Raw genomic sequence first — 24,911 nt, forward strand, 5'->3', positions numbered from 1 at the left:
CACAAAGCTCGGCTGTCCCGTCCGCTTGACCGCCATCGCTACCCTCCAAGGCTTTGCCCTAGGGAATCACAATTGACGAATTACGCAACAGGCCCCTTGTGGGAGAAGGGAAGAGTCCCGGAACGACGATGCTTCGTTTACGGCTTCGGCGGATGAATGAACGCCCAGGGGCTGACTTCCGAATCCCGCGTCACTTCCACCGAAATCAGATACGGCCCGCCATGGGCCAACGCCTTTTCCATCGCCGCCTTGAACTGGTCCGGCGCGGTGACGCGCGCAGAGGCGACGCCAAAGGACTCCGCGAGCTTGACGAAATCCGGATTGACCAGATCGGACGCCACCACGCGGCCGTTAAAGCGCTCGCGCTGGTCGCGGCGGACATTGCCGTAGGCGTTGTTGTTGAACACCAGCGTCACCACGCCGATGTTGAACTGCACGGCGGTGGCAAGCTCCTGCACGCCGAACATGAAGCCGCCGTCGCCGGTGATCGCCACCACCGGCTTGTCGGGATTGGCGACCTTGGCGCCGAGCGCTGTGGGGAAGCCCGAGCCGAGCGTGCCCTGATACCCCGACGTGATGAAGGTGCGCGGCTCGTAGATCGGAAAGCCGTACCAGGACGCGAAGCCGAATTGCGACAATTCATCGGTGACGATCGCGTTGGCCGGCAGCACCTCGCGCAGGATGTTGAGATACGCCATCTGCGGCTGGATGCTCTGGATCTCTGCCAGCGCGGTCGCGGTGGCCTCGCGGATCGCGGCGCGGCGGCCGGCGGACTTGCTGTAGCCGGCCTTGCTGACCGCTTGGATCAGATCGGCGGTCGCGGTCTTGGCATCGGCGACGATGGCGGTGTCGGAGATGAAGCGCCGCATCTCGACGGGGTCGATGTCGATGCGGATGCTCTTCAAGCCGTCAGGCCGATACGGCCAGCGCGACATGGTCGGCAGCTCCAGCCGCGAGCCGATGCCGATCATGAGATCGGTCTTTGGCCATAGCTTGTAGGCGGCCGCCATCGTGAGCCCCAGCTCATGCGCGTTGGAGACGATGCCGCGCCCGCTGCGGAAGGCGACGACGGGTGCATCGATCATTTCGGCGAGCTCTAGGATTTCGTCGCGCGCCTCGATCGCGCCGCTGCCGACAAAGATCATCGGCGCCTTGCTGCTCCTGATCACCGCGGCCGCCTGCGTGATCAGATCAGGATCGGGCAGTGGCGCGGGCAGCGGCTCCAGCACCTTTGCGGCACAGGTGTCCGCGCGCTGGGTGAAGACGTCCCAGGGCATCTCGACCGAGGCGGGGCCGCGACGGCCGGACGTCATTTCCTGGAAGGCGCGCGATACGGTCGTCGGCGCGTTGCCGGGCGTTTCGATGCGGTCGGCCCATTTGACATAGGTGCGCAAGGTGGCGAGCTGGTCCGGCATCTCGTGCAGATGGCCGCGGCCCTTGCCAAGAAACTGCGTCGGCACCTGGCCGGTGACGCATAGCACCGGCTCGTTGCAGCCGTAGGCGGTCAGCAGCGCCGCGCTGGCGTTGAGCACACCGGGGCCGGGCACCACGCTGAACACGCCGGGCTTGCCGCTGGAGCGCGCATAGCCGAACGCCATGTAGCCGCAGGCCTGCTCGTGCCGCGCGCCGATCACCTTGAGCTGGGCCTGGTGGAAGGCGTCGAACAGGCCGTAGACCTGCGCGCCGGGCAGGCCGAACACGGTGTCGACGCCGTGGGCGACAAGGCCGCTTACGATCGCTTCGCCGCCGGTGAGGGTGGTCATTGCACTATTCCATTTCGATTGTTGTCAGGCTTCGTCGACGACGCCATTCCGTAGCATGCCGATGCCTTCGGCTTCGACCTCGATGACATCGCCGGGCGTCAGATAGCGCGGCGGATCGAACCGCGCCCCGGCACCGGTCGGCGTGCCCGTCACAATGATGTCACCGGGGACCAGCGTCGCGAAGGTCGAGATATAGCTGATGAGATAGCGGAACGGGAACATCAGCCGGCTGGTCCGGTCGTCCTGCCTGAGCTCGCCGTTGACATGCGTGGTGAGCCTGATGTCGGCGATCTGCGCTTCCCTGGTGTAGGGCACCAGCCACGGCCCGAGGCTGCCGCTGGAATCAAAATTCTTTCCCTGCGTGACATTGAACTTGGCGTGGCGAAGCCAGTCGCGCACCGAGCCTTCGTTGCAGAGCGTGAGCGCTGCGATGTGGTCGAGTGCGGCGCTTTCCGCGATGTGCCGGCCCGCCTTGCCGATGACAAGCACGATCTCGCCTTCGTAGTCGAGCTGCGCTGACGCGCGCGGGCGCACCAAAGGCGTGTCGTGGCCGACGAAGGAGCGAGGCGAGCGCATGAACATGCTCGGATATTTCGGCGCCTCCTGGCCGTCCTTGTACTCGGCATTGCGGTCGGGATAGTTGACGCCGATGCAGATGATCTTTTCCGGTGCGGGCACCGGCGGCAACCACGTGATATCGCCGAGCGCATGATCCGGCGCACGGCTGGCGGCCTCTTCGGCAAGGCTCACGAGCTTTCCGGCCGCGATCACCTCGCGCAGCGTCGGATAGTCTTTTGCGTGGCGTGCGGAGAGATCGACGATGCCGCCCTCAAGGACGGCGCCGTACTTGGTTTCACCCTTGACGGAATAGGTGGCGAGGCGAGGGAGCTTCATTGGCAATCTATCTCTCTTGTCGTCCCTGCCTAGTGCGCAATTGCGCACGGGAGCAGGGACCCATACCGCGTGATCTATCGATAGCGTGCGATGACAATCCCGAACGACCAACCTTCGCCAAACTCCTCCCTGTGGTTATGGGTCCCTGCTTTCGCAGGGACGACGAGGAGAGTTATTTTGCCTGTCACCGGCATTAATCCGCCACCAGCACGTCGGCGACGAACTTCGGCTCACGCACGGCTTGCCCGCTAAACGGCGAGCCCTGCTCGAACCAGGACCGCGGCGCCGGCGCGCCCCACAGCGTCTGGCGGCGTGGATCGCGCAGCGACCAGCGCAGCGGCTCGTGGTCGTGATCGCCGGTGAAATAGTCGCTGGTGTAGAGTTCGAGACGGTGACCGTCGGGGTCGCGCACGTAGAGGAAGAACGCATTTGAGATGCCGTGGCGTCCCGGGCCGCGCTCGATGTTCTTGACGAAGCCTTGCGAGGCCATGACGTCGCAGAGATGGATGATGTTCATCGCCGTCGGCGTCCAATAGGCGAAGTGGTGCAGGCGCGGACCCTTGCCGTTGGTGATGGCGAAATCGTGGACATTGCCCTTGCGATGCATCCAGGCAGCCGCAATGCGCCCGTTCGGTCCGTCCTCCTCGGCGTATTCGGTCAGACGGAAGCCGAGCCGCGCATAGAAGTCGACGGTGTCCTGCACCTCGGCGGCGAAGACGTTGAAATGATCGAGACGCTGCGGATGGCATCCCCTGTAGAGATCGTAGCGGCGAAGCAGATGCGGGCGCCGGTCCATCGCGGCGTAGAGCTCGATCTGGAAGCCGAAGGGATCGGTGAATTGCAGCGTGCGGCCCTGGAAGGGCTGGTCGACGAAGGCGTAAGAGAGACCGTTCTCCGAAAGGAAGGAGGCGGCCTTGTCGAGGTCTTTGTCGTTGCCGACCTTGAAGCCGAGCCGGGCGCAGGCGGGCACCGCCGCCTTGCGCAACACTAGCGAGTGATGCTGGTGCTCCTCGGCTGCGCGCAGATAGACGACCTTGTCGTCGGCATCCTCGACATGCAGGCCGACGGTGGTCTCGTAGAATTCGCGGCTCAGCTTCAGGTCGGTCACGTCGAGCACGACGTGGCTGGAGCGGATGATGTTGAACGGCGGTTCGAAGATGTGTTGCGGTACGGGCATCGGCGTTTCCCCTCGGCTCGACGAGCGTCAGATTCCCAATTTCTGAATCTTGTGCGTGCCCCGCGCCAGCGAGACGTGCTTGGTTTCCATGTAGAAATCGAACGAGTAGTCGCCGCCGTCGCGGCCGATGCCCGAGGCCTTCATGCCGCCGAACGGCGTCGGCAGATGGCGGACATTTTCCGAGTTGAGCCAGATCATGCCGGCCTCCAGCGCGTCGGCGACACGTAGCGCGCGGCCGACGTCGTTGGTCCAGACATAGCCGGTCAGGCCGTAGCGGATGTCGTTGGCGATCTCGATGGCGTCGGCCTCGTCCTTGAAGGGCAGCACGGTGAGGAAGGGGCCGAACACCTCCTCCTGTGCCACGCGCATCTTGCCGTTGGCGCCGGTCACCAGCGTCGGCTCGACATAGTGTCCGCCGCCCGGGCCGTCATAGGTCTTGCCGCCGACGGCGATCACAGCGCCATCCTGCCGCGCGACGTCGAAATACGAGCACACCTTTGCGAGGTGCCGCTCGTGGATCAGCGGCCCGATCTCGGTGGCGGGATCGAGGGGATGGCCGACCCTCAGCGCTTTCACGCGTGCGGTCAGCTTCTCGATGAATGTCTCGGCAATGCTTTGCTGGATCAGCAGGCGGCTCGACGACGTGCAGCGCTCGCCGTTGAGGGAGTAGATCATGAACACGACGGCATCGAGCGCGCGGTCGAGATCGGCGTCGTCGAACACGATCACCGGGTTCTTGCCGCCGAGCTCGAAATGCACGCGCTTCAAGGTCGGCGCGCCCTGAACCATGATCGCCGATCCCGTCGCGCTCTCGCCGACGAAGCCGATCGCCTTGATCGCGGGATGCTCGGTCAGGGCCTTGCCGGCCTCCTCGCCAAAACCGTGGACGGTGTTGAGCACGCCGTCGGGAACGCCGGCTTCCTTGACGAGCCTTGCCAGAATGGCGGCCGTCACCGGTGACCACTCGGCCGGCTTGTGCACGACGGTGCAGCCCGCGGCCAGCGCCGGCGCGATCTTCCAGGTCGAGAGCATGAACGGGGTGTTCCACGGCGTGATCACGCCGACGGAGCCGATCGGCACGCGGGTCGAGACGTTCCAGTGCTCGTCGCTCGGCGTGTTCTGGCCATCGCGCGCCTCGGCGCATTTGTCGGCGAAGAAGCGAAAATTCTCGGCAGCGCGGATCGCGGCCTTGGCCATGAAGCGATAGGCCTGGCCGGTGTCGATGCATTCGAGCACGGCGATGTCGTCGGCATTGTCCTCGATCGCATCGGCGACCCGGTGCAGCAGCTTCTTCCGCATCGCCGGCCCCATGTCGCGCCAGGACTTGAAGGCCAGCGCAGCGGCGGTGGCCGCGGCGTCGATGTCCTCGGCGTTGCCGCGCGCGACGCTCGCGAGCGTGGCGCCATCGACCGGCGACTTGGTCTCGAATGTCTCACCGGAGATCGAGGCGACGATCTTGCCGTCGATCATGTGGCCGATGCCGTCGGCCCGCAGCTTCTTCAGCAGCGGCGCGGCGCGGTCGCGATTAGCCTGGAACACATCGGCTTTCGGCGTGGGCTTATCCATGGGCAGCCTCCACTTTCAGGGCGTCGTGGATGTTGTTGCGCTTCCAGCTCGTATCCTTGTCGTTGATCTGCATGTCGAACGACAGGGCGAACTTGCTCGCGGCGAAGACGGGATCGAGATGTTTTGAAAGCGCCTGGAAGACGTGCTCGCCGGCTTTCTGGCGCGTGGGAAGGTCGCGGCCTTCGCCGATGCGCAGGACCATGTCGAGGAAGCCGTAGTCCTGTCGCGCGTCCGCGATCGCATAATGCTCGCATCTAATGGCGCGGACGCGGATGCCGCCGAGCGGGAAGATGCCGGTCTCGACCGCCGCCTTTCGCACCACCTCGCAGACCGCGCCGATGTCGAGGCGGCCGTCGAGATTGGCCGAATATTCGATGGTGAAATGCGGCATCGCGGTTTCACTCCCTGTTTTTTTGTTCGTCTAAGCGAAGTAGCAGCTCACCGAGCCGTAGGCGCCATAATCGGCCTGAATTGTGTCGCCCTTGCGGGTCTCGATCGGACGGATGAAGGAGCCGGCGAGCACGACCTGCCCGGGCTCGAGCGCAAGGCCGAGCGGCGCGATCTTGTTGGCGAGCCAGGCCACCGCAGTCGCGGGATGATTGAGCACGCCGGCGGCAAGGCCCGTCTCCTCGAGCTGGCCGTTTTTGAAGCAGAGCGCGCCGATCCAGCGCAGGTCGGCGTCCAGCGGGCGGATCGGCCGTCCGCCGAGCACGATGCCGGCATTCGCCGCGTTGTCGGCGATGGTGTCGAAGATTTTTCGCGTGGCTTTGGTGCTAGGGTCGACGCGTTCGATGCGCGTGTCCAGGATCTCCAGCGCCGGCACGACGAAGTCGGTGGCGTTGAGCACGTCGAACATCGTGCAGTCCGGCCCCGCGAGCCGCTTGCTCATGACGAAGGCAAGCTCGGCCTCGACGCGCGTGGCGATGAAGCGCTCGGTCGGGACAAGGCCGCCATCGGCAAAGAACATGTCGTCGAGCAGCACGCCGGAATCCGGCTCGTCGATATTGAGCGCGCTCTGCATCGCCTTCGAGGTCAAGCCGATCTTGTGGCCCTTGACGGTGCGGCCTTCCGCGAGCTTGAGGTCGACCCAAGCCTTCTGAATCGCGTAGGCGTCAGCGATGGTAATGCCTGGAAAATCCTGCGAGAGCTGCCGGATCTGGGTGCGGGTCTTCTCCGCCTGGTGCAGACGGTTCGCACAAGCTTGGATATCGTCGTTGGAAAGCGCCATCTGTGATCTTACAAATCGTGGTGCCGGAGATACTTAACATGTTAAGTGAATGCGTCAAACACAATTTGGGTTTGCTGCACTGCAAACATTTTGCGGCTTGAAAGGACGACATGGCGAAGAGACCGGCTGATCCCGCGAAGGGAAGTGAGCCCGCCGCACGGCAGGTGCCGATGCGCGACTTCTCGCGCTCGCTGCCGATGTCGCTGCTCAGGGCACGTGAAGCGGTGATGCGGCAATTTCGTCCCAAGCTGCGCGAGCACGGCCTGACCGAGCAGCAATGGCGCATTCTCCGCGCACTTGCGGCCATCGAGGCCGCGGAGGTGACCGAGCTTGCGCGCACGGCATTTCTCCTTGGCCCGAGCCTGTCGCGCATCCTACGTGATCTCGAGGCGCGCAATCTGATCGAGCGCAAGACCGCGAAGGCGGACCAGCGCCGCAGCATGGTCTCGATCTCGAAGGAGGGCGTGAAGCTGATGGCCGCTGTCGCCCCATCCTCGGAAGCGATCTACTCCGAGATCACGCAACGCTTCGGCGCGCGCAAGCTCGCCGAACTGCAGGAGATGCTCGGTCAATTGGAATCGTGTCTCGCTTCCACGGGCGCGAGTGACGTCACGGATGAAACGTAACGGCAAATTTGCATGATCACTTTCCAACTACGCATGACTGTCATCATTGCATAATGCGTGGGCAGCGCGATCGCCGCGAAATGCGTGAAAATGCCGTGAGAAATCACTGAGAATAGACAGCCGTCGCGGGTGTTGATCACTATTGGGTGCGCGCTCTGCGCAGTTAGTCGATGTTGGCGCAATATCAATTTACTCGTATCGGCAGAATTCGTAAGTAGCATCCGGTCCTGTATTCAGCGATAGAGCCAAAACAGAACCAAGACCAAGAAGGGCCGACAAGGATGCCCGGCCCCAGGGAGGAATGAATGAGACTGACGAGACGCGACTTCGCGGCCGGAATTGCTGCCGGCATTGCCGCGCCATACCTCATCAAAAGCGCGCATGCGCAAGGCGCCACCATCAAGATCGGCATGTGCGCGCCCGTCACCGGTCCCGCCGCTGAATCCGGCGGTTACGCCATCAAGGGCGCCAGGCTCGCGCTCGAAGCTGTGAACAAAGCCGGCGGTATCCTGGGAAAGCAGGGCGAGCTGATCGTCGAGGACGACCAGACCACCAATCCCGGCATCGTGCTCGCCTTCTCGAAACTCGCCGCGCAGTCCGACATCGTCGGGTTCCTCGGCTCGATCCGTTCGACCCAGGTGCACGCGATGGCGCCCGACGTGATCAAGCTTGGCAAGCCCGTGATGATCGGCGGTACCGATCCGAACCTCACCCATATGGGCAATCAGTGGCTGTTCCGCTGCCGTCCGAACGACAGCTATTCCGGCCGCGTGATCGCCGAATACGGCGTCACCACGCTCGCCAAGAAGAAATGGGCCGTGCTGCACTCAACCGATGCGTTCGGCACCGCAGGCGGCAAGGCGCTGACCGCCGCGCTCGAAAAGCTCGGCGCGCCGCCGGTGCTCGATCAAGGCTATGCCAACCAGAGCCAGGACTTCACCCCGGTCGTGCTCGCGATCAAGCAGTCCGGCGCCGACATCCTCGGCTCCTACTTCACGTTCGAGAACGATCTCGGCATCTTCGCTCGGCAGCTCCGTCAGCTCGGCGTGAACATTCCCTGGGTCGGCTCGCCCTCGATCGTCAACATCACCGCGTTGAAGCTCGCGGGTCCCGCGCTGTACAATACATATGGCGTTGCCGATTATGCCGAGAATTCCAGCGAAGGCTCGAAGGCGTTCGGCAAGATCTACCGTGATGCGGTCAAGGTCGCGCCCGACAACCAGAGCTCCTGGACCTTCGACGCCATCAGCGTCTTGTCGGCGGCCATCAACAAGGCCGGCACGACCGATCCGGCCAAGGTCCGCGAAGCCATCCTCGCGATCAAGAAGTTCCCGGGTGCCGAGGGCGAATACAATTTCGACCAGAACGGCGATGGTCTCCACGGCTACAACATCGTGAAGAACGAGAAGGGCAACATCGTCTTCGACAAGCACATCGAGTTCAACGACTGACGTTCATTCGACCTCCCCGATGGAATCGGGGAGGTCGAACCGTCTTTCGGCGAACGCATCCGACCTCCAACAGAAGCTTGTCATGGATCTCGCCCTACAACTCCTTTTTACCGGCATCGGTATCGGCGCCGTCTACGCGCTCGTCGCGCTCGGCTTCGTGCTGATCTTCCGTGCCACCAATGTGGTGAATTTCGCCCAGGGCGAATTCTCCATGGTCGCGGCCTATCTGATGGTCGTCGCGGTCGAAGCCGGTCTGCCCTATTGGGCGGCCTTCATCGTCGCGCTGCTCGGCATGGCGCTGCTCGGTGTCATCTTCAATCTCGGCGTCTATTATCCGCTGCGCCACCGCACCTATCTGCCTGTGATCATCGCCACCATCGGCGCCTCGATCCTGCTCGCCAATTCCGTGCTCGCGATCTACGGCCCGCAGCCGCAGGTGCTGGAAGGCTGGTTTGAAACGCCCGGCATTCAGGTCGGCCCGGTCTATCTCGACAGCCAGTATCTGCTGATCATCGGCGTCACCATCTGTCTCGTGATCTTCAATTTCTGGTTCTTCGAGAAGACGCTGCTCGGCAAGAAGCTGCAGGCGACCTCGCAGGACAAGGAAATGGCCTCGCTGCTCGGCATTTCCGTCTCCACCATGATCATGATCACCTTCATCTATTCGGCGGTGCTTGGCGGCCTTGCCGGCATCCTCGTCGCGCCCGTGCTGTTCGTCTCGATCCAGATGGGCTCGACGATCGCGCTGAAGGCGTTCGCGGCCACCATCATCGGCGGCTTCGGCGACGTTGCCGGCGCCATCATCGGCGGTCTCGCGCTCGGCGTGATCGAGACCTTTGGTGCGGCCTATATCTCGGTGCCCTACAAGGACGGCTTTGCCTTCCTGGTGCTGGTCGCCTTCCTGATCTTCCGGCCGCAAGGCATCTTCGGCGAACGCGTGGCGGAAAAGGCATGAGCGCCCCCAGCGACAACATGCCGATTCCGGCGCCCGCCATCCGTTCGAAACCGCTCGTGATCCGGCACCTGCCGTACTTCATCGGCGCGGCGATCCTGGTCGCGCTCGCGGCCAACATGCGCTTCGACGGATACGTCCATAACATCCTGCTGCAGGCCACCACGTTCTCGATCGCGGTGTTCGGCCTCTCGGTCGTGCTCGGCCTGTGCGGCCAGATCAATCTGGCGCAGGCGGCGTTCTTCGGGCTCGGCGCCTATGCGGTCGGCATGGGCACGACGGATCTGCAGCTCAGCTTCTGGCTGTGTCTCGTCGGCGGCTGCGTGATCTCGCTGCTCGCGGGCGCGTTCCTCGGCATGTCCACGCTGCGGCTCGGCGGTCATTATCTTGCGATGGTGACGATCTCGTTCCAGCAGATCGTCACGCTGGTGATGATCAACGCGATCTGGCTCACGCGCGGTCCCGACGGCGTCCCCAACATCAAGCGTCCCGAGCTGTTCCAGTCGTCGCAAAGCTATCTCGCCTTCTGCGTCGCGATGCTGGCGATCGTCGGCTACCTGGTCTGGCATCTCTCCGACACCAAGCTCGGCCGCGCCATGCGCGCGGTGCGCGACAACGAGCTTGCGGCCGGCGTCAACGGCATCGACGTCTTCCGCACCAAGATCTACGCCTTCGCGCTCTGTGCGCTGCTCGGCGGGCTCGCGGGCGGATTGTTTGCCGGCGGCTTCGCCTATGTCAGCCCCGATCAGTTCTCCTTTGCGGAATCGATCGTGTTCCTGACCATGTCGCTGCTCGGCGGCGTGGCCTCGCCGATCGGTTCTGCCATCGGCACGGGTCTGCTGATCCTAATCCCGGAATGGCTGCGCTTCCTCAAGAGCGTGCCGGGCCTGTATCTCGCAATCTACGGCTTGTTCGTGATCCTGATCATCCGCTTCATGCCCGACGGCATCTGGGGCTTTGTTGCGGACGCCTTCACGCGCTGGCGCGCCAAGATCAAGGCGCCGCCGGCAGCGGCTGCCCTGCAATTGAAGCCGGCGACGATCGGCGGCGACACGGTGCTGGAAGTCACCGGCCTGTCGAAGCATTTCGGCGGTCTCAAGGCCGTCGACGGCGTCGACATCGCCGTGAAGCGCGGCGGCGTGCATGCGCTGATCGGTCCGAACGGCTCGGGCAAGACCACGACGCTCAACGTGCTCTCGGGTCTCTATGAAGCGACAGCCGGCAGGATCGTGCTCGACGGCACCGACATCACCCACATGCCGCCGCATCAGCGCACGGCTTCTGGTCTCGGCCGCACGTTCCAGAACATTCGCCTGTTCCGTTCGATGACGGCGCTGGAGAATGTCGAGATCGGCGCCGAGCGGCCCGGCAACACCATGGTCGGGAAGGGCGACGACGCCCTGACCGAGCGGGCGATGGAGGCGTTGACCTTCGTCGGGCTCGGCAGCCGCGCCAACGAGCTGATCTCGAGCTTCTCCTACGGCCATCAGCGGCTGATCGAGATTGCCCGTGCGCTGGCCTCGAACCCGACGCTGCTGCTGCTCGACGAGCCCGCGGCGGGCCTCAACTCGACCGAGAAGCTGGAACTGCACGAGCTGCTCAAGCGCATCGCGGCGCAGGGCCTGACCATCCTGATCATCGATCACGACATGACGCTGGTCTCGGAAGCGGCCCAGCACATCACCGTGCTCAACTTCGGACGCCGTATCGCGGACGGCGAATCCCTGGCCGTGCTGCGTCATCCCGACGTCGTCTCCGCCTATCTCGGGAGCGAATGATGCCGTTGCTCGAAATCCGCAATCTGGTGGTGCGCTACGGCGAGATCGAAGCGCTGCGCGGGGTGACCTGCGCGGTGGAGCAGGGGCAGGTGGTGACGCTGCTCGGGGCCAACGGTGCCGGCAAGTCCACTACGCTGCGCGCCATCTCCGGCCTCGCCAAGCCGACCTCCGGCGACATCCTGTTCGACGGCAAGTCGATCGCAGGTCTTGGTCCGGAAGCGATCGTCCGCATGGGAATCTCGCACGTGCCGGAAGGCCGCAGGGTATTCCCGGGTCTCACCGTGAAAGAGAACATCATGCTCGGCGCGTCCAATCGCCGGGCGCCGACCTCGGAGATCTCGCGGGAGGCGGACGCGATGTTCGACCTGTTCCCTGACATCCGGAAGTTCACCAACGCGCTCGGCTGGACGCTGTCCGGCGGCCAGTTGCAGATGGTGGCGGTTGCGCGCGGCTTGATGGCCAAGCCGCGGCTGTTGTTGCTCGACGAGCCCTCGCTTGGTCTTGCGCCCGTCATCGTGCAGGCCGTGTTCAAGATCATCTCGGAGATCCGGCGCAACACGACGGTGCTGCTCGTCGAGCAGAACGCGCGCATGGGCCTGTCGGTGGCCGATTACGGCTATGTGCTCGAAACCGGCCGCATCGTGCTCGGCGGCAAGCCCGACGCGCTCTGGGGCAACGAAGCGATCCGCGCCGCCTATCTCGGCGGCCATGCCAAGGTGAGTGCTTAGGGCATGATCCGGACCCGGAGGGCCGCGTTAGCGCAAAGTGTGCAGCGGTTTTCCGAGAAGATCATGCCCAAACAATAGCCGGGGAGTTTGTCCATGGTCACGATCCAGGTCCAGAACCTCATCGATTTCGTCGGCGAGGTGTTCGGCCACGCAAAATCCTCGCCGGAGGAGGCCAAGCGGATCGCGACTTATCTCACCACGGCCAATCTCACTGGCCATGACAGCCATGGCGTGATCCGCGTGCCCGTCTACATCCGCTGGCTGAAGACCGGCTTCGTGGTCCCGAACCAGACCGCAGAGGTGGTTGTCGACACGCCTTCGCTCGCGGTGGTCGACGGCAAGTTCGGCTACGGCCAGACCGTGACGCCGCAAGCGGTCCGGATTGGCATCGAGAAATGCAAGAAGGCGGGCCTCGCCGCTGTTGCGCTGCGCAATGCGGGCCATATCGGCCGTGTCGGCGACTGGGCCGAGATGGCCGCCGCCGAAGGGTTGGTCTCCGTGCATTTCGTCAATGCCGCCGGCTCGCTGCTGGTGGCGCCGTTCGGCGGCGTCGAGAAGCGGTTGTCGACGGCGCCTTACTGCGTCGGCATCCCCCGCGAGGGCCAGGACCCGATCGTGCTGGATTTCGCGACCTCCGTCGTCGCCGAAGGCAAGGTGCTGGTCGCAAGCCGCGGCGGCAAGAAGCTGCCGAAGGGCGCGCTGGTCGATGCCGACGGGACCCTGAGCGAGGACCCGACCGTGCTCTACGGGCCCTTCACGCCCGAAGGGCCGCGCGATCACACCAAGGGCACCGGTGCCATCCGCGCCTTCGGTGATCACAAGGGCTCCGGCCTTGCCTTCATGTGCGAGCTGCTCGGCGGCGCGCTGACCGGAACCGGGGCCACCTCGGGCGGGCGGCGCTTTGCCAACGGCATGCTGGCGTTCTATGTCGATCCGAAGGTGATCGATACCTCCCATGTGTTCGATGCAGAGGTATCGCGCTATACGGACTTCATCCGTGCCACCAAGCCGATGGCGGGGGTCGATCAGGTGCTGATTCCCGGCGATCCCGAGCGGAAAACCCGGGCTGAGCGCACCAAGAACGGCATCCCCTTGCCGGATGACACCTGGGCGGCAATAGTGAACACCGCCCGCGAGGTCGGCGTCAGCGAAGTCAGCATCCAGCGGGCGACCGCATAGGTCTTGCGTCATTGCGAGCGTAGCGCGGAGCCCCGGTTCGCGGTAACAGCAGAGCCGTGCTGTCGCGGCGCTCGTCATGGTGACGAAGGTCCAAACAACGGTCCAAGCAACAAAAGAAGGAAGGCAACGTGGCGAACAAGGTCAAGGAAATCTGGAAGTCGGGCAAGGCCGTGGTCAACGCGTGGCTCGCGATTCCCTCCGGCTTCTCGGCCGAGATGATCGCGCAATGCGGCTTCGACAGCGTCACCGTCGACATGCAGCACGGCGTGCAGGACTATCTCTCGATGGTGCAGTGCTTCCAGGCGATGGATAAGCATCCCGTGACCCCGATGGTCCGCGTGCCCTGGAACGAGCCCGGCATCATCGGCAAGGTGCTCGACGGCGGCGCCTATGGCGTGATCTGCCCGATGGTCAACACGGCGCAGGAGGCCAAGAACCTCGTTTCCTATTCCAAGTATCCGCCGCAGGGCGTCCGCTCCAACGGCCCGATCCGCGCCGGCATGTACGGCACCGCGGGCTCCTACCAGAAGACCGCGAATGCCGACACCATCCTGCTGCCGATGATGGAGACCAGGACGGCGGTCGAGAACATGGAAGCGATCCTCGACGTCGAGGGCATCGACGGCGTCTATATCGGCCCGTCCGATCTCGGCTTCTCCTACGGCCTCGAGCCGAAGCTCGACCGCACCGAGCCGGAGATTCTCGCGATCTACGACAAGATCATCAAGGAATGCGCCAAGCGCGGTCTCAACCCGGGCATCCATTGCAGCGGCGCGGAAGGCGCGGCGCGTGCGATCAACATGGGCTTCAAGCTGGTGACGTTGTCCAACGAAGTCGGCCTGATGACGACCTACGCCAAGATGCAGGTCAACGCGACCCGCAAGGATTCGGCCGGGAAGGCCTGATCTCGTGTCCCGGACGCGATGCGGCGCCTCGCGCCGCTTCGCAGAGCCGGGACCCAGTTGCTTGCGAAAGAAACGACACATGGGGCCCCGGCTCAGCAGCGCACCGTTTCACGCTGCGCTGCGTCCGGGGCACGATAGTTTTGATACAGGAGACCTGCCATGACCATCAGCCCCGTCATTCGCCTCCATCCCGATGATGGCGTGCTGATCGCGCGCGCGAGCCTGCCGCCGGGAACATTGGTTGCCGACGGCGTGACCACGGTCGAGCGCATTCCCTCCGGCCACAAGGTCGCGATCAAGGCGATCGCAGTGGGCGAGCCGGTCAGGCGCTACGGACAGATCATCGGCTTTGCGACGGTGCCGATCGCGCCGGGCCAGCACGTGCATACGCAGAACTGCGGCATGGGCGATTTTTCCAAGGACTATGCCTATTGCGCCGACGTCAAGCCGACGCCGAACTTCGATCTGCCGGCAACCTTCGAGGGCATCCGCCGCCCGGATGGCCGCGTCGCCACGCGCAACTATATCGGCATCCTCACCTCGGTGAATTGCAGCGCGCATGTCGCAAGCCTCGTCGCCGACGTCTTCAAGAAGAATCCGTTCACCGGCGACAATCCGCTCGCCGACTTCCCCAATGTCGACGGCGTGGTCGCGCTGACCCACAAGACCGGCTGCGGCATGACGCAGAACGAGCCCTTGGCGCTGCTCCGCCGCACGCTCGGCGGCTATGCGCGTCACGTCAATTTCTCCCACGTCATCGTGCTTGGGCTGGGCTGCGAGGTGAACCAGATCGGCGGCCTGATGGAGGAGCAGAAGCTCGCCGGCCGCCTCCGCGCGATGGACATCCAGGAGGTCGGCGGCACCCGCAAGACTGTCGAAGCGGGTATTGCCTTCGTGCGTGAAGCTCTCGCGGACTCCAACAAGGTCAAGCGCGAATCCGTGCCCGTCAGCGAACTCACCGTGGCCCTGCAATGCGGCGGCTCGGACGGCTATTCCGGCGTATCCGCCAATCCGGCGCTTGGGGCTGCCAGCGATCTCATCGTCCGTCACGGCGGCACCGTGATCCTGTCCGAGACGCCGGAGACCTACGGCGCCGAGCACCTGCTCACGCGCCGCGCCGTCAGCCGCGAGGTCGGCGAGAAGCTGGTCGATCTCATGCGCTGGTGGGACGCGTATACCGAGCGCGAGGGCGCCGAGATGAACGCCAATCCGAGCCCCGGCAACAAGGCCGGCGGCCTCACCACCATTTTGGAGAAATCGCTCGGCGCGATGGCCAAGGCCGGCACCACTAATCTCGTCGACGTGCTGCGCTATGCCGAGCCCATCACCAAGAAGGGTTTCATCTTCATGGACACGCCCGGCTACGATCCGGTCGCGGCGACCGGCCAGGTCGCCGGCGGTGCCAATCTGGTCTGCTTCACCACCGGCCGCGGCAGCGTGTTCGGCTGCAAGCCGGCGCCCTCGATCAAGCTTGCCACCAACACGCCCATGTACAAGCGCATGGAGGAGGACATGGACGTCAATTGCGGCACCATCCTCGAAGGCGAGGAGAGCGTCGAGCAATGCGGCCAGCGCATCTTCGAGCTCATCCTGAAGACGGCGTCCGGACAGCCGACCAAGAGCGAAAGCTTCGATTTCGGCGGTGCCGAATTCGCGCCCTGGGTGCTAGGGGCGACGATGTGAGGCTACGCGGGAGTTACGGAATGGTGACCGACAACGCCCGGAAGTAGCTTGCCGGAACATGGTCGCGCACGAAGCCGGGCAGTACGTCGGATTGGTCGAGCGTCCGCGGGTCGATGTCGCTGAGTTCCTCGATGCTTGGGATCTTCAGGTGGAAATTGCCTCCGGTAAGAAGGGTACCAAGCCCGACTAGGTTGAAGCTGGGGTCGTTTCCCTCTTTCGACGCCGGCACCTGACCTGCGAAGGTCGAGCCAGACGCGCAACGCAGCATTCGGCCGACGTGGCGGAAGTTGCCTCGCAGGCTGGGTGGAACGGCCGGGACGATGTCGTTACCGTTGACGAGCCGGAACGTGCTTTCGCTGAGAGGCTCGTAGGCTTCAAAGAAATCCTGACCGCCGGTTCGCGGCCCGCCAAACGTGTAGATGGCGGTTGCCCGTAGGCCAGCATCCAACGCCCGCAGTGCTGAGATATTTGCCAAGGCGCCGCCCATGCTGTGTCCAGTAAAGAAGAGCGGCTGTCCGGCGCCGCCACTCCTGATCGCGACTTCGATGTCTGATCGGACTGCATCGACGGCTTCGGCAAATCCCTTGTGAAGAACATTTTGACTTGGTGCGAGGGTGAAGTCGGTGATCCAATCCTTGATACTGAGCGGATCGGTGCCGGAGAGTGTGACGAAAGTCGCGCCGCGTCCGACGGCGACAATGAAGCGGGCTTTTGGCGGCACCAAACCTGTAGCGGGAGTGTCGGCACCGAAGCCGCGCATCTCTAGCCCCAGTGCCTTCAGGATATCGTCTACCTTGTCGCGGTCGTCGGTCTCGTAGGCGAGCTGCGACAACCACATCATGGCTTGCGCGTTTCCCGGTGTGAAACCTGGCGTGACCGTGAAACCATCGAGCGCGTCGGCGCGATAGGAAGCCCGCGGGAATCTGACCAGAAAGCTCATCGGACACATCTCCTCTTTCAGGCCGCGCCACGCGTCGATACGTTGCGCGGCAACAATTACGAACGGGAGAGTCCATCATGCGCAAAGCGGCGCGTCGGGCGCGGCTTGTGCAGGCAATGGTTCATTCGATCATAGGTAGATCACTTCGGCAAGTGTAACTCGCAGATCAGCCCGCGGCGTAGGCAACCCGTGCCCGTTGTTAGTGCTTGATCCCACCCGGAACCGGTGTTCTGCTCAAAAAAGCTGCTGGAGCACCGCACCCCGTGTCGATCTACGTCGCACTACACCACGTCACGCACTACAAATACGACCGCCCGATCGATCTTGGCCCGCAGACCATCCGGCTGCGGCCGGCGCCGCATACGCGCACGCCGGTTCTGAGCTATTCGCTCAAGGTCACTCCGGCCAATCATTTCGTGAACTGGCAGCAGGACCCGCAAGGCAATTGGCTGGCGCGCTACGTCTTTCCGGAGAAGACGACCGAGCTGAAATTCGAGGTCGATTTCACGGCGCAGATGACCGTGGTCAACCCGTTCGACTTCTTCGTCGAGCCCTATGCCGACAGCTTTCCGTTCGAATATTCGAAGGATCTGAAGACCGAGCTCGCGCCTTATCTCGAGACCATCAAGCCCGATCGCCTGTTCGCGAAATTTCTCGACACGATCCCGCACGAAGCCCCGAACACCGTCAACTTCCTGGTCGATCTCAATCGTGAGCTTCAGAAGCACGTCCGTTACATCATCCGCATGGAGCCCGGCGTGCAGACGCCGGAGGAGACGCTCTCCTCCGGTGCCGGATCGTGCCGCGACTCCGCCTGGCTCCTGATCCAGACCTTCCGTCATCTCGGTCTCGCGGCCCGTTTCGTCTCCGGTTATCTCATTCAGATACGCCCCGACATCGATCCGATCGAGGGACCGCCAGAGGTCGAGAACGATTTTACCGACCTGCATGCCTGGGCCGAAGTCTATTTGCCCGGCGCGGGCTGGATCGGCTTCGACGCGACCTCGGGTATGCTCGCGGGCGAGGGGCACATCCCGGTTGCGGCCACGCCGCATTATCGTTCGGCGGCGCCGATCTCCGGCGGCGCCGGCTTTGCCGAGGTCGAGTTCGAGTTCGACATGAGCGTGAAGCGCATCCGCGAGGCGCCGCGCATTACAAAGCCGTTCTCCGACGAATCCTGGACGCGGCTCAATGACCTCGGCGAGCAGGTCGACGGCGATCTCGCCGCGCAGGATGTCCGGCTGACCATGGGCGGCGAGCCGACCTTCGTCTCCGTCGACGATCTGGAAGCGGCGGAATGGAACACCGAGGCCGTCGGCCCGACCAAGCGCGCGCTCGCCGACGATCTGATCCGCCGCTTGCACACGCGCTTCGGGCCGGGTGGCCTGCTGCACTTCGGCGAGGGCAAATGGTATCCCGGTGAAAGCCTGCCGCGCTGGGCCTTTGGCCTGTACTGGCGCAAGGACGGCGTACCGATCTGGAAGAATGCCGATCTGATCGCCAGGATCGAGAATCCGCGGCGCGCCGAGGTCAAGGACGCCCAGGAATTCGTGGAGGGCGCGGCGGCGCGGCTCGGACTTGATCCCGGCTACATCATCCCAGCCTATGAGGACACCGCGTACTGGCTCCAGAAGGAAGCCGAGCTTCCTCTCAACGTCGATCCGTCCGACTCCAAATTATCCGATCCCGAAGCCCGCGCGCGGATGGCGCGCGTGTTCGACGAGGGCCTCAACACGCCGCGTGGCTTCGTGCTGCCGGTGCAACGCTGGAACGCGCCGCCGCGCTGGCGCAGCGAGCGCTGGCAACTCCGGCGCAATCATCTGTTCCTGATGCCGGGCGACTCCCCTCTCGGTCTGCGCCTGCCGATCGGCTCGCTCGGCTACGTTCCACCCGATCAATATCCCTACATCGTCGAACGCGACCCGATGGAGGCGCGCGGCAAGCTGCCGGTGTTCAGTCTTCCGGCGCGTCCGGAGGCGCCGCCGCGGGACGCGCCCGAGAAACTCAACACGTCGGTCCCGGTCCGCACCGCGATGTCGGTCGAAGTTCGCGACGGCGTGCTCTGCGCCTTCATGCCGCCGGTCGAGCGCATCGAGGATTATCTCGAGCTGGTCGCGGCGCTCGAAGCCACCGCCGAGGAGATGCAGCTCCAGGTCCATGTCGAGGGCTACCCGCCGCCGTTCGATCCGCGCGTCGAGGTCATCAAGGTGACGCCGGATCCCGGCGTCATCGAGATCAACATCCAGCCGGCCAGGAGCTGGCGCGATGCGGTCGACATCACCGTCGGGCTCTATGAGGACGCCGGCAAGACACGCCTCGGCGCCAACCGCTTCCTGGTCGACGGCCGCCACACCGGCACCGGCGGCGGCAACCACGTCGTCGTCGGCGGCTCCTCGCCGCAGGACTCGCCGTTCCTGCGCCGTCCCGATCTCTTGAAGAGCCTCGTGCTGTACTGGCAGCGGCATCCGTCACTGTCCTATTTCTTCTCCGGCCTGTTCATCGGCCCGACCAGCCAGGCGCCGCGTATCGACGAAGCCCGGCACGACAGCATCTACGAGCTCGAGATCGCGCTCTCGCATGTGCCTCCGCCGGGCTACCAGACGCCGCTGTGGCTGGTGGACCGCCTGTTCCGCCATCTGCTAGTCGACATCACCGGCAACACCCATCGCGCCGAAATCTGCATCGACAAGCTCTATTCGCCGGATGGCTCCACGGGCCGGCTCGGCCTCGTCGAATTCCGCGCGCTCGAAATGCCGCCCGATCCGCGCATGTCGCTGGCGCAGCAGTTGCTGATCCGCGCGCTGATCGCAAAATTCTGGCGCGAGCCGCAGACCGGCAAATTCGTGCGCTGGGGCACCGCGCTGCACGACCGCTACATGCTGCCTCACTTCATCTGGGAGGATTTTCTTGATGTGCTTTCTGAGTTGAAGCAGTCCGGCTATCCCTTTGAGCCGGAATGGTATCTGGCCCAGCTCGAATTCCGCTTCCCCGCCTTCGGCCGTATCCATCATGGCGGCGTGACGCTGGAGCTGCGGCAGGCGCTGGAGCCCTGGCACGTGCTGGGCGAGGAGGGCTCGGCCGGCGGCACGGTGCGCTACGTCGACAGTTCGGTCGAACGACTTCAAGTGAAAGCTGAGGGGTTTGTCGAGGGCCGCCACATCGTGACCTGCAACGGCCGCCGCCTGCCGATGACCTCGACCGGCCGCTCAGGCGAGGCCGTGGCCGGCGTCCGCTTCAAGGCTTGGCAGCCGGCCTCCGGCCTGCACCCGACCATCCCCGTCCACGCGCCCCTGACCTTCGACCTGATCGACACCTGGAACGGCCGCTCGCTGGGCGGCTGCGTCTATCACGTCGCCCATCCCGGCGGCCGCAGCTACGACACCAAGCCCGTCAACACCTACGAGGCCGAGGCGAGGCGGCTGGCGCGCTTCCAGGACCACGGCCATACGCCGGGTCCGATGCAGCCCCCGCCCGAGGAACGCACAAATGAGTTTCCGCTGACCCTCGACTTGCGGACCCCGCTCCTGCAATGAGAATGATGGTGGGGCAGGGAGAGGCGCATGGGCGAGGGCGCAGCCGAGCAGGACGACAAGACGGGCAAGGCGCAAGGTCAGCGCGAAGGCCAGCGCCGCCTCGCGCAATGGGTCCGCGACTATAGCCGCCTGCCCGGCATCCCCGACGAGTTCCTGGGGCCCGACGGCGCCCCCCGCGCGGTCTGGAGCCGCTTCTTCGACGCCTTCGGCGCGCTCGCGCCGGACGAGATCGAACGGCGGTTTGGCATGGCCGACCGCCATTTGCGCGAGGCCGGCGTCACCTACCGTGCGCCCGGCGACAGTGCCGACCGGCCGTGGTCGATCAGTCATCTGCCGCTGCTGATCGACGAGGCCGACTGGAAGCAGCTGTCCGCCGGCATCACCCAGCGCGCCGAACTGCTCGAGCTCGTGCTGCGCGACATCTATGGCGAGGGGCGGCTGGTCGCGGAAGGCGCGCTGCCGGCCGCCGCGATCGCCGGCAGCCCCGAATATCTCCGTCCCGTCTGTGGCGTGCCGCCGCCGGGCGGGCGCTATCTCTCGCTCTACGCCGCCGATGTCGGCCGTGGGCCCGACGGGCGCTGGTGGGTGCTCGGCGACCGGACGCAGGCGCCGTCAGGGGCGGGCTATGCGCTGGAGAACCGCCTGGTGCTCTCGCGCGCCTTCTCCGACCTCTACAAGTCGATGAACGTGCCGCGCGTCGCGCCGTTCTTCGAGGCGTTTCGCGACAGCCTGCGCGCGCGCGCCGATCGCGACGAGCCGCGCATCGGCGTGCTCACGCCGGGCAGCTTCAGCGAGACCTATTTCGAGCACGCAACCCTGGCGCGCTATCTCGGCTTCCTGCTGGTCGAGGGTGACGATCTCGCCGTCAGCGACAACCGTATCCACATCCGCACCGTCGCCGGCCTGAAGCGGCTCGACGTGCTGCTGCGCCGGGTCGATTCCAACTCGCTCGATCCGCTCGAGCTCGATGCGTCCTCGCATCTCGGCGTGGCCGGCCTGATCGACGTGCTGCGCAAGGACGGCGTCGTCGTGGCCAACATGCCGGGCTCGGGCGTGCTGGAGGCGCGCGCGCTGCTCGGCTTCCTGCCGGCCCTGAGCCGCCGCCTGCTCGGGCAAGAGCTCAAGATGCCGCATATCGCGACCTGGTGGTGCGGCCAGCGCAGCGCGCGCGACGAGGTGCTGTCACGGCTCGACGAGGTCGCGATCGAGGGCGCCTACCGCCGCGGCGTTCCCGGCTTCGACAGCAATGGCCCGGTGCTCGCGAGTGAGCTCGACGCCGCCGGGCGCCAGCGTCTCGTCGACGCCATCAGCGCGCGCGGCATGGACTATGTCGGCCAGGAGATGGTGCGGCTTTCGACCATGCCGGTGTGGGAGCAGGGCCAGCTCACGCCGCGTCCCTTCGTGCTGCGCGTGTTCGCGGCCGCGACGGCCGACGGCTGGGCTATCATGCCCGGCGGCTTCTGCCGGATCGCCGAGCAGGCGGACGCGCGCGCGGTGTCGATGGGCGACGGCGCGCGCGCCGCCGACGTCTGGGTGGTCTCGGACAAGAAGGTCTCGATCGCGACGCTGCTGCCCGCGACCGACAAGGTGCGGATCCGCCGCATCGCCGGCGTGCTGCCGAGCCGCGCCGCGGACAATCTGTTCTGGCTCGGCCGCTATCTCGAACGCGCCGAGGCAACGCTGCGGCTGGTGCGCGCGCTGGGTTCGCCGAGCGGGCCCAACAAGGGCACCGCTGCCTCGCTGCAATCGGCCGACCGCATCCAGCGCCTGCTGGTGGCGTGGGGCGCGATCTCGCAGGCCTCGCGCACGGCGCCGGGGCGCATCGTCGCCGAAGCGCTGCAGAGCCCGGAGCGTTTCGGCTCGGCGCTGTCGCTGGTGCGCGCGGCGCAGCGCACGGCGACATCCTTGCGCGAGCGGCTGTCGCCCGACGCCTGGCAGGTCATCACCGAGATGGCCGATCGCCTCGCCTACGAGGTCGAGGACGACGACGACGTGCTGAGTGCGGCCGAACTGACCTTGCAGGAGCTTGCGAGCTTGGCGGGGCTGGCGCAGGAGAACATGAACCGCGCCGCCGGCTGGCGCTTCCTCGACATCGGCCGCCGCACCGAGCGCGCCATCAACACCACGCGCTTCGCGCGCCAGTTCGCCTATGACGAGGCCTGCGACGAGGATCTCGATATCCTGCTGACGCTGGTGGATTCCCAGATCACCTACCGCTCGCGCTATCTGCTGGCGCCGATCCTGGCGCCGGTACGCGATCTCGCGGTGCTCGACAGCTACAATCCGCGTTCGGTCGCATTCCAGGTGACGACGCTGAACGAGCACATCGCTTCGCTCCCGAGCCTGAAGGAGCACGGCCTGATCGAGCAGCCGCAGCGGCTCGCGGTGGCGGTGCAGGCGATGCTGGCCACCGCAGAAGCCGAGAAGCTCGAGGTCAAGACCCTGTTCTCGCTGGAGCAGGACCTGCTCAGCCTCGCCGAGGCGATCGGGCTGCACTACTTCCCGCACGGCCCCAATGCCAGCCGGCCGGAAAAGCTGACGGGGCTGGCGTGATCTACGACATCCGTCACGTCACGACTTACGAATACGAGAGTCCGGTCAGCTTCGCCCGCTGCACGCTGCGGCTGGAGCCGAAGAGCGGTGACGGTCAGGAGCTGATCTCGCATAGGGTCGAGATCCGGCCGCGCCCGTCCGAGCGCCACGTCCGCCGCGACTTCTTCGGCACGCTCACCGAGAGCGTGGTGATCGAAACCGCGCACCGAAACTTGCGCATCGACTCGCGCTCGCGCGTGTCCGTCTCGCGCAAACCGCCGGCGCGCGATGCCGTCAGCCCGCCCTGGGAGAGCATCCGCGACATCGCGTTTGAAGCAACGAGCCTCGGGCCGTCCTCGCCGGTCGGCTACGTCTTTGCGAGCCCGCTGGTGCCGGTGCTGCACCCCGTCAGCGCTTATGCGGCCACGAGCTTTGCGCCCGGCGCAGGGATCCTCGCCGGTGCGACCGATCTCATGCATCGCATCCGCACCGAATTCCGCTACGATCCGAAGGCGACGGTGATCTCGACGCCGCTTGGCGAGGTCTTCGACAAGCGTCACGGCGTTTGTCAGGACTTTGCCCATGTGATGATCGCAGGGCTGCGCGGGCTCGGCCTTCCGGCAGCCTATGTCAGCGGCTATCTCCGTACCATTCCGCCGCCGGGCCAGCCGCGTTTGCAGGGCGCCGATGCCACCCATGCCTGGGTGTCGCTGTGGTGTGGGGCTGAGCTTGGCTGGGTCGATTTCGATCCGACCAATGATTTGCTGGTCGCCAACGATCACATCGTGCTCGCGGTCGGCCGCGACTTTTCCGACGTCTCGCCGGTCGACGGCATCATCGTCGGCTCGCCGAAGCAGAAGCTCGGCGTCGCCGTGGACGTGCTGCTGGTGGAATAAAAGCGGTCTCGCCGGGCCCGGCCAGGCTGTGTCGCGCCCCGACTGCAACCGTGATGTCGCAGGGCACAACAGCAACATATTTCCGTAAATTCGTCCCGGCGTTTGGTCACTTGGCCCAAGATGGGCTATGCTGGCCGTTGCGTCGAAGACGCGAAATGAGACGTCGGGAGCTGGCGTGGGACACCACCGACGAGCGGGGCTGCATCCATGATGACGTTACCGAGACTGGCGGCTGAATCCCTGGAGAAAGTGCTGGGCTCGTTCATGCGTCGCAGGTACGGCGAGTCTCCCGCGAACATCGTCGAGAGCGCGACGCGCACCGCGATGGAGTGCATTGGCAACAGCGACGCGCTCTACCACAATGTCGAGCACACGATGCTGGTGACGCTGGCGGGCCATTCCATCCTCAGCGGCCGATATCTCCATACCCACCTCGAGGCCGCGGATTACGTCCACATCCTGATCGCGTGCCTCGCCCACGACATCGGCTATGTCCGGGGCCTGTTCGAGGAGGATGACAATGACGGCTTCGTGATCGACGCGGCGGGCACCAAGGTTTCATTGCCGCGCGGCGCCTCGGATGCCAGCCTGATGATGTATCATGTCGACCGGTCGAAGCTCTATGTCATGCGGCGGCTGCAGCATATCCCGGGGCTGGACCCGGAACGCATCGCCAGCGCCATCGAGGGCACCCGCTTCCCGGCCCGCGAAGGCCAGGAGTACGACGACGAAGCCTCGATCCTGCGCGCCGCCGACTTCATCGGCCAGCTCGGCGATCCCAACTATCTGCGCAAGGCCAACGCGCTCTATTACGAGTTCGAAGAGGTCGGCATCAACCGCCAGCTCGGCTACGATTCGCCGGCCGACATCGTGAACCGCTATCCACAATTCTACTGGAACAGCGTCGCACCGCACATCCAGACCGAGATCAGCTACCTCAACAAGACTGAGATCGGCCGGCAGTGGATCGCCAATCTCTACAGCAACGTGTTCCGCGCCGAACGCGAGATCTCGCTGTCAGGCCCGCAGAAATAGCCCCCGTAGCCCGCATGGAGCGAAGCGGAATGCGGGGACGCCTGC

General features: G+C 64.9%; 19 protein-coding genes. 12 read left to right on the forward strand and 7 right to left on the reverse strand.

Annotation, left to right across the window (positions count from 1 at the left end):
* Positions 1-137: 137 nt before the first annotated feature.
* The 6 genes from ABIA90_RS00005 to hpaH form a co-directional block, all read right to left on the reverse strand.
* Positions 138-1,763: a thiamine pyrophosphate-dependent enzyme gene (locus tag ABIA90_RS00005; RefSeq protein WP_354116844.1), complete on the reverse strand. Its 1,626-nt coding sequence runs from the start codon at positions 1,761-1,763 to the stop codon at positions 138-140.
* A gap of 24 nt (positions 1,764-1,787) precedes the next feature.
* Positions 1,788-2,657 carry a fumarylacetoacetate hydrolase family protein gene (locus ABIA90_RS00010; protein ID WP_354116845.1) on the reverse strand — a complete coding sequence of 290 codons (870 nt, stop codon included), beginning with the start codon at positions 2,655-2,657 and terminating at the stop codon, positions 1,788-1,790.
* 193 nt (positions 2,658-2,850) lie between these two features.
* Entirely contained in the window at positions 2,851-3,834 is a 984-nt protein-coding gene (gene hpaD, locus ABIA90_RS00015) for a 3,4-dihydroxyphenylacetate 2,3-dioxygenase (protein WP_166351210.1), read from the reverse strand.
* Positions 3,835-3,861: 27 nt separating this feature from the next.
* A complete protein-coding gene (hpaE, locus tag ABIA90_RS00020; RefSeq protein ID WP_354116846.1) occupies positions 3,862-5,400 on the reverse strand; it encodes a 5-carboxymethyl-2-hydroxymuconate semialdehyde dehydrogenase in 1,539 nt (512 codons plus the stop codon).
* The gene (locus ABIA90_RS00025) at positions 5,393-5,791 is read right to left on the reverse strand and encodes a 5-carboxymethyl-2-hydroxymuconate Delta-isomerase (RefSeq protein ID WP_038957103.1); all 399 of its coding nucleotides are present in this window, start codon (positions 5,789-5,791) and stop codon (positions 5,393-5,395) included. Before ABIA90_RS00025 ends, hpaE begins: the two co-directional genes overlap by 8 nt.
* A gap of 30 nt (positions 5,792-5,821) precedes the next feature.
* Entirely contained in the window at positions 5,822-6,628 is an 807-nt protein-coding gene (gene hpaH / locus ABIA90_RS00030; protein WP_354116847.1) for a 2-oxo-hept-4-ene-1,7-dioate hydratase, read from the reverse strand.
* Between the two features lie 110 nt (positions 6,629-6,738).
* Here hpaH and hpaR point away from each other — a divergent pair, with 110 nt between their 5' ends.
* From hpaR to ABIA90_RS00070, 8 genes are all read left to right on the forward strand, one after another.
* The gene (hpaR, locus tag ABIA90_RS00035; protein ID WP_354116848.1) at positions 6,739-7,254 is read left to right on the forward strand and encodes a homoprotocatechuate degradation operon regulator HpaR; all 516 of its coding nucleotides are present in this window, start codon (positions 6,739-6,741) and stop codon (positions 7,252-7,254) included.
* Positions 7,255-7,559: 305 nt separating this feature from the next.
* Positions 7,560-8,705, forward strand: coding sequence for an ABC transporter substrate-binding protein (locus ABIA90_RS00040; protein ID WP_354116849.1), 1,146 nt, complete (start codon positions 7,560-7,562; stop codon positions 8,703-8,705).
* A gap of 82 nt (positions 8,706-8,787) precedes the next feature.
* Complete coding sequence (locus ABIA90_RS00045) at positions 8,788-9,660, forward strand: branched-chain amino acid ABC transporter permease (RefSeq protein ID WP_071915720.1); 873 nt, start codon at positions 8,788-8,790, stop codon at positions 9,658-9,660.
* Entirely contained in the window at positions 9,657-11,435 is a 1,779-nt protein-coding gene (locus ABIA90_RS00050) for a branched-chain amino acid ABC transporter ATP-binding protein/permease (protein WP_166098894.1), read from the forward strand. Before ABIA90_RS00045 ends, ABIA90_RS00050 begins: the two co-directional genes overlap by 4 nt.
* A complete protein-coding gene (locus tag ABIA90_RS00055; protein ID WP_071917611.1) occupies positions 11,435-12,163 on the forward strand; it encodes an ABC transporter ATP-binding protein in 729 nt (242 codons plus the stop codon). Before ABIA90_RS00050 ends, ABIA90_RS00055 begins: the two co-directional genes overlap by 1 nt.
* 93 nt (positions 12,164-12,256) lie before the next feature.
* Positions 12,257-13,342, forward strand: coding sequence for a malate/lactate/ureidoglycolate dehydrogenase (locus ABIA90_RS00060; protein WP_354116850.1), 1,086 nt, complete (start codon positions 12,257-12,259; stop codon positions 13,340-13,342).
* Positions 13,343-13,470: 128 nt separating this feature from the next.
* Entirely contained in the window at positions 13,471-14,247 is a 777-nt protein-coding gene (locus ABIA90_RS00065) for an HpcH/HpaI aldolase family protein (protein WP_028157190.1), read from the forward strand.
* A gap of 159 nt (positions 14,248-14,406) precedes the next feature.
* Positions 14,407-15,930, forward strand: coding sequence for a UxaA family hydrolase (locus ABIA90_RS00070; protein WP_354116851.1), 1,524 nt, complete (start codon positions 14,407-14,409; stop codon positions 15,928-15,930).
* Positions 15,931-15,943: 13 nt separating this feature from the next.
* On the opposite strand, the gene ABIA90_RS00075 is transcribed toward ABIA90_RS00070, so the two are convergent.
* Complete coding sequence (locus tag ABIA90_RS00075) at positions 15,944-16,870, reverse strand: lipase family protein (protein ID WP_354116852.1); 927 nt, start codon at positions 16,868-16,870, stop codon at positions 15,944-15,946.
* 263 nt (positions 16,871-17,133) lie between these two features.
* Between ABIA90_RS00075 and ABIA90_RS00080 the strand changes: the two genes are divergently transcribed.
* The 4 genes from ABIA90_RS00080 (at position 17,134) to ABIA90_RS00095 (ending at position 24,866) form a co-directional block, all read left to right on the forward strand.
* A complete protein-coding gene (locus ABIA90_RS00080) occupies positions 17,134-20,403 on the forward strand; it encodes a transglutaminase family protein (protein ID WP_354116853.1) in 3,270 nt (1,089 codons plus the stop codon).
* A gap of 27 nt (positions 20,404-20,430) precedes the next feature.
* Positions 20,431-22,956, forward strand: coding sequence for a circularly permuted type 2 ATP-grasp protein (locus ABIA90_RS00085; RefSeq protein ID WP_354116854.1), 2,526 nt, complete (start codon positions 20,431-20,433; stop codon positions 22,954-22,956).
* On the forward strand, positions 22,953-23,831 hold the full coding sequence (locus ABIA90_RS00090; protein WP_354116855.1) for a transglutaminase family protein: 879 nt from the start codon (positions 22,953-22,955) through the stop codon (positions 23,829-23,831). The genes ABIA90_RS00085 and ABIA90_RS00090 overlap by 4 nt, the downstream gene beginning before the upstream one ends.
* A 207-nt stretch (positions 23,832-24,038) precedes the next feature.
* Entirely contained in the window at positions 24,039-24,866 is an 828-nt protein-coding gene (locus ABIA90_RS00095; RefSeq protein WP_166098862.1) for a metal-dependent phosphohydrolase, read from the forward strand.
* Positions 24,867-24,911: the final 45 nt, after the last annotated feature.

Origin of the sequence: Bradyrhizobium sp. LA6.8 (assembly GCF_040547935.1) — a bacterium.
In the GTDB taxonomy this organism is placed as follows: Bacteria; Pseudomonadota; Alphaproteobacteria; order Rhizobiales; family Xanthobacteraceae; genus Bradyrhizobium; species Bradyrhizobium barranii.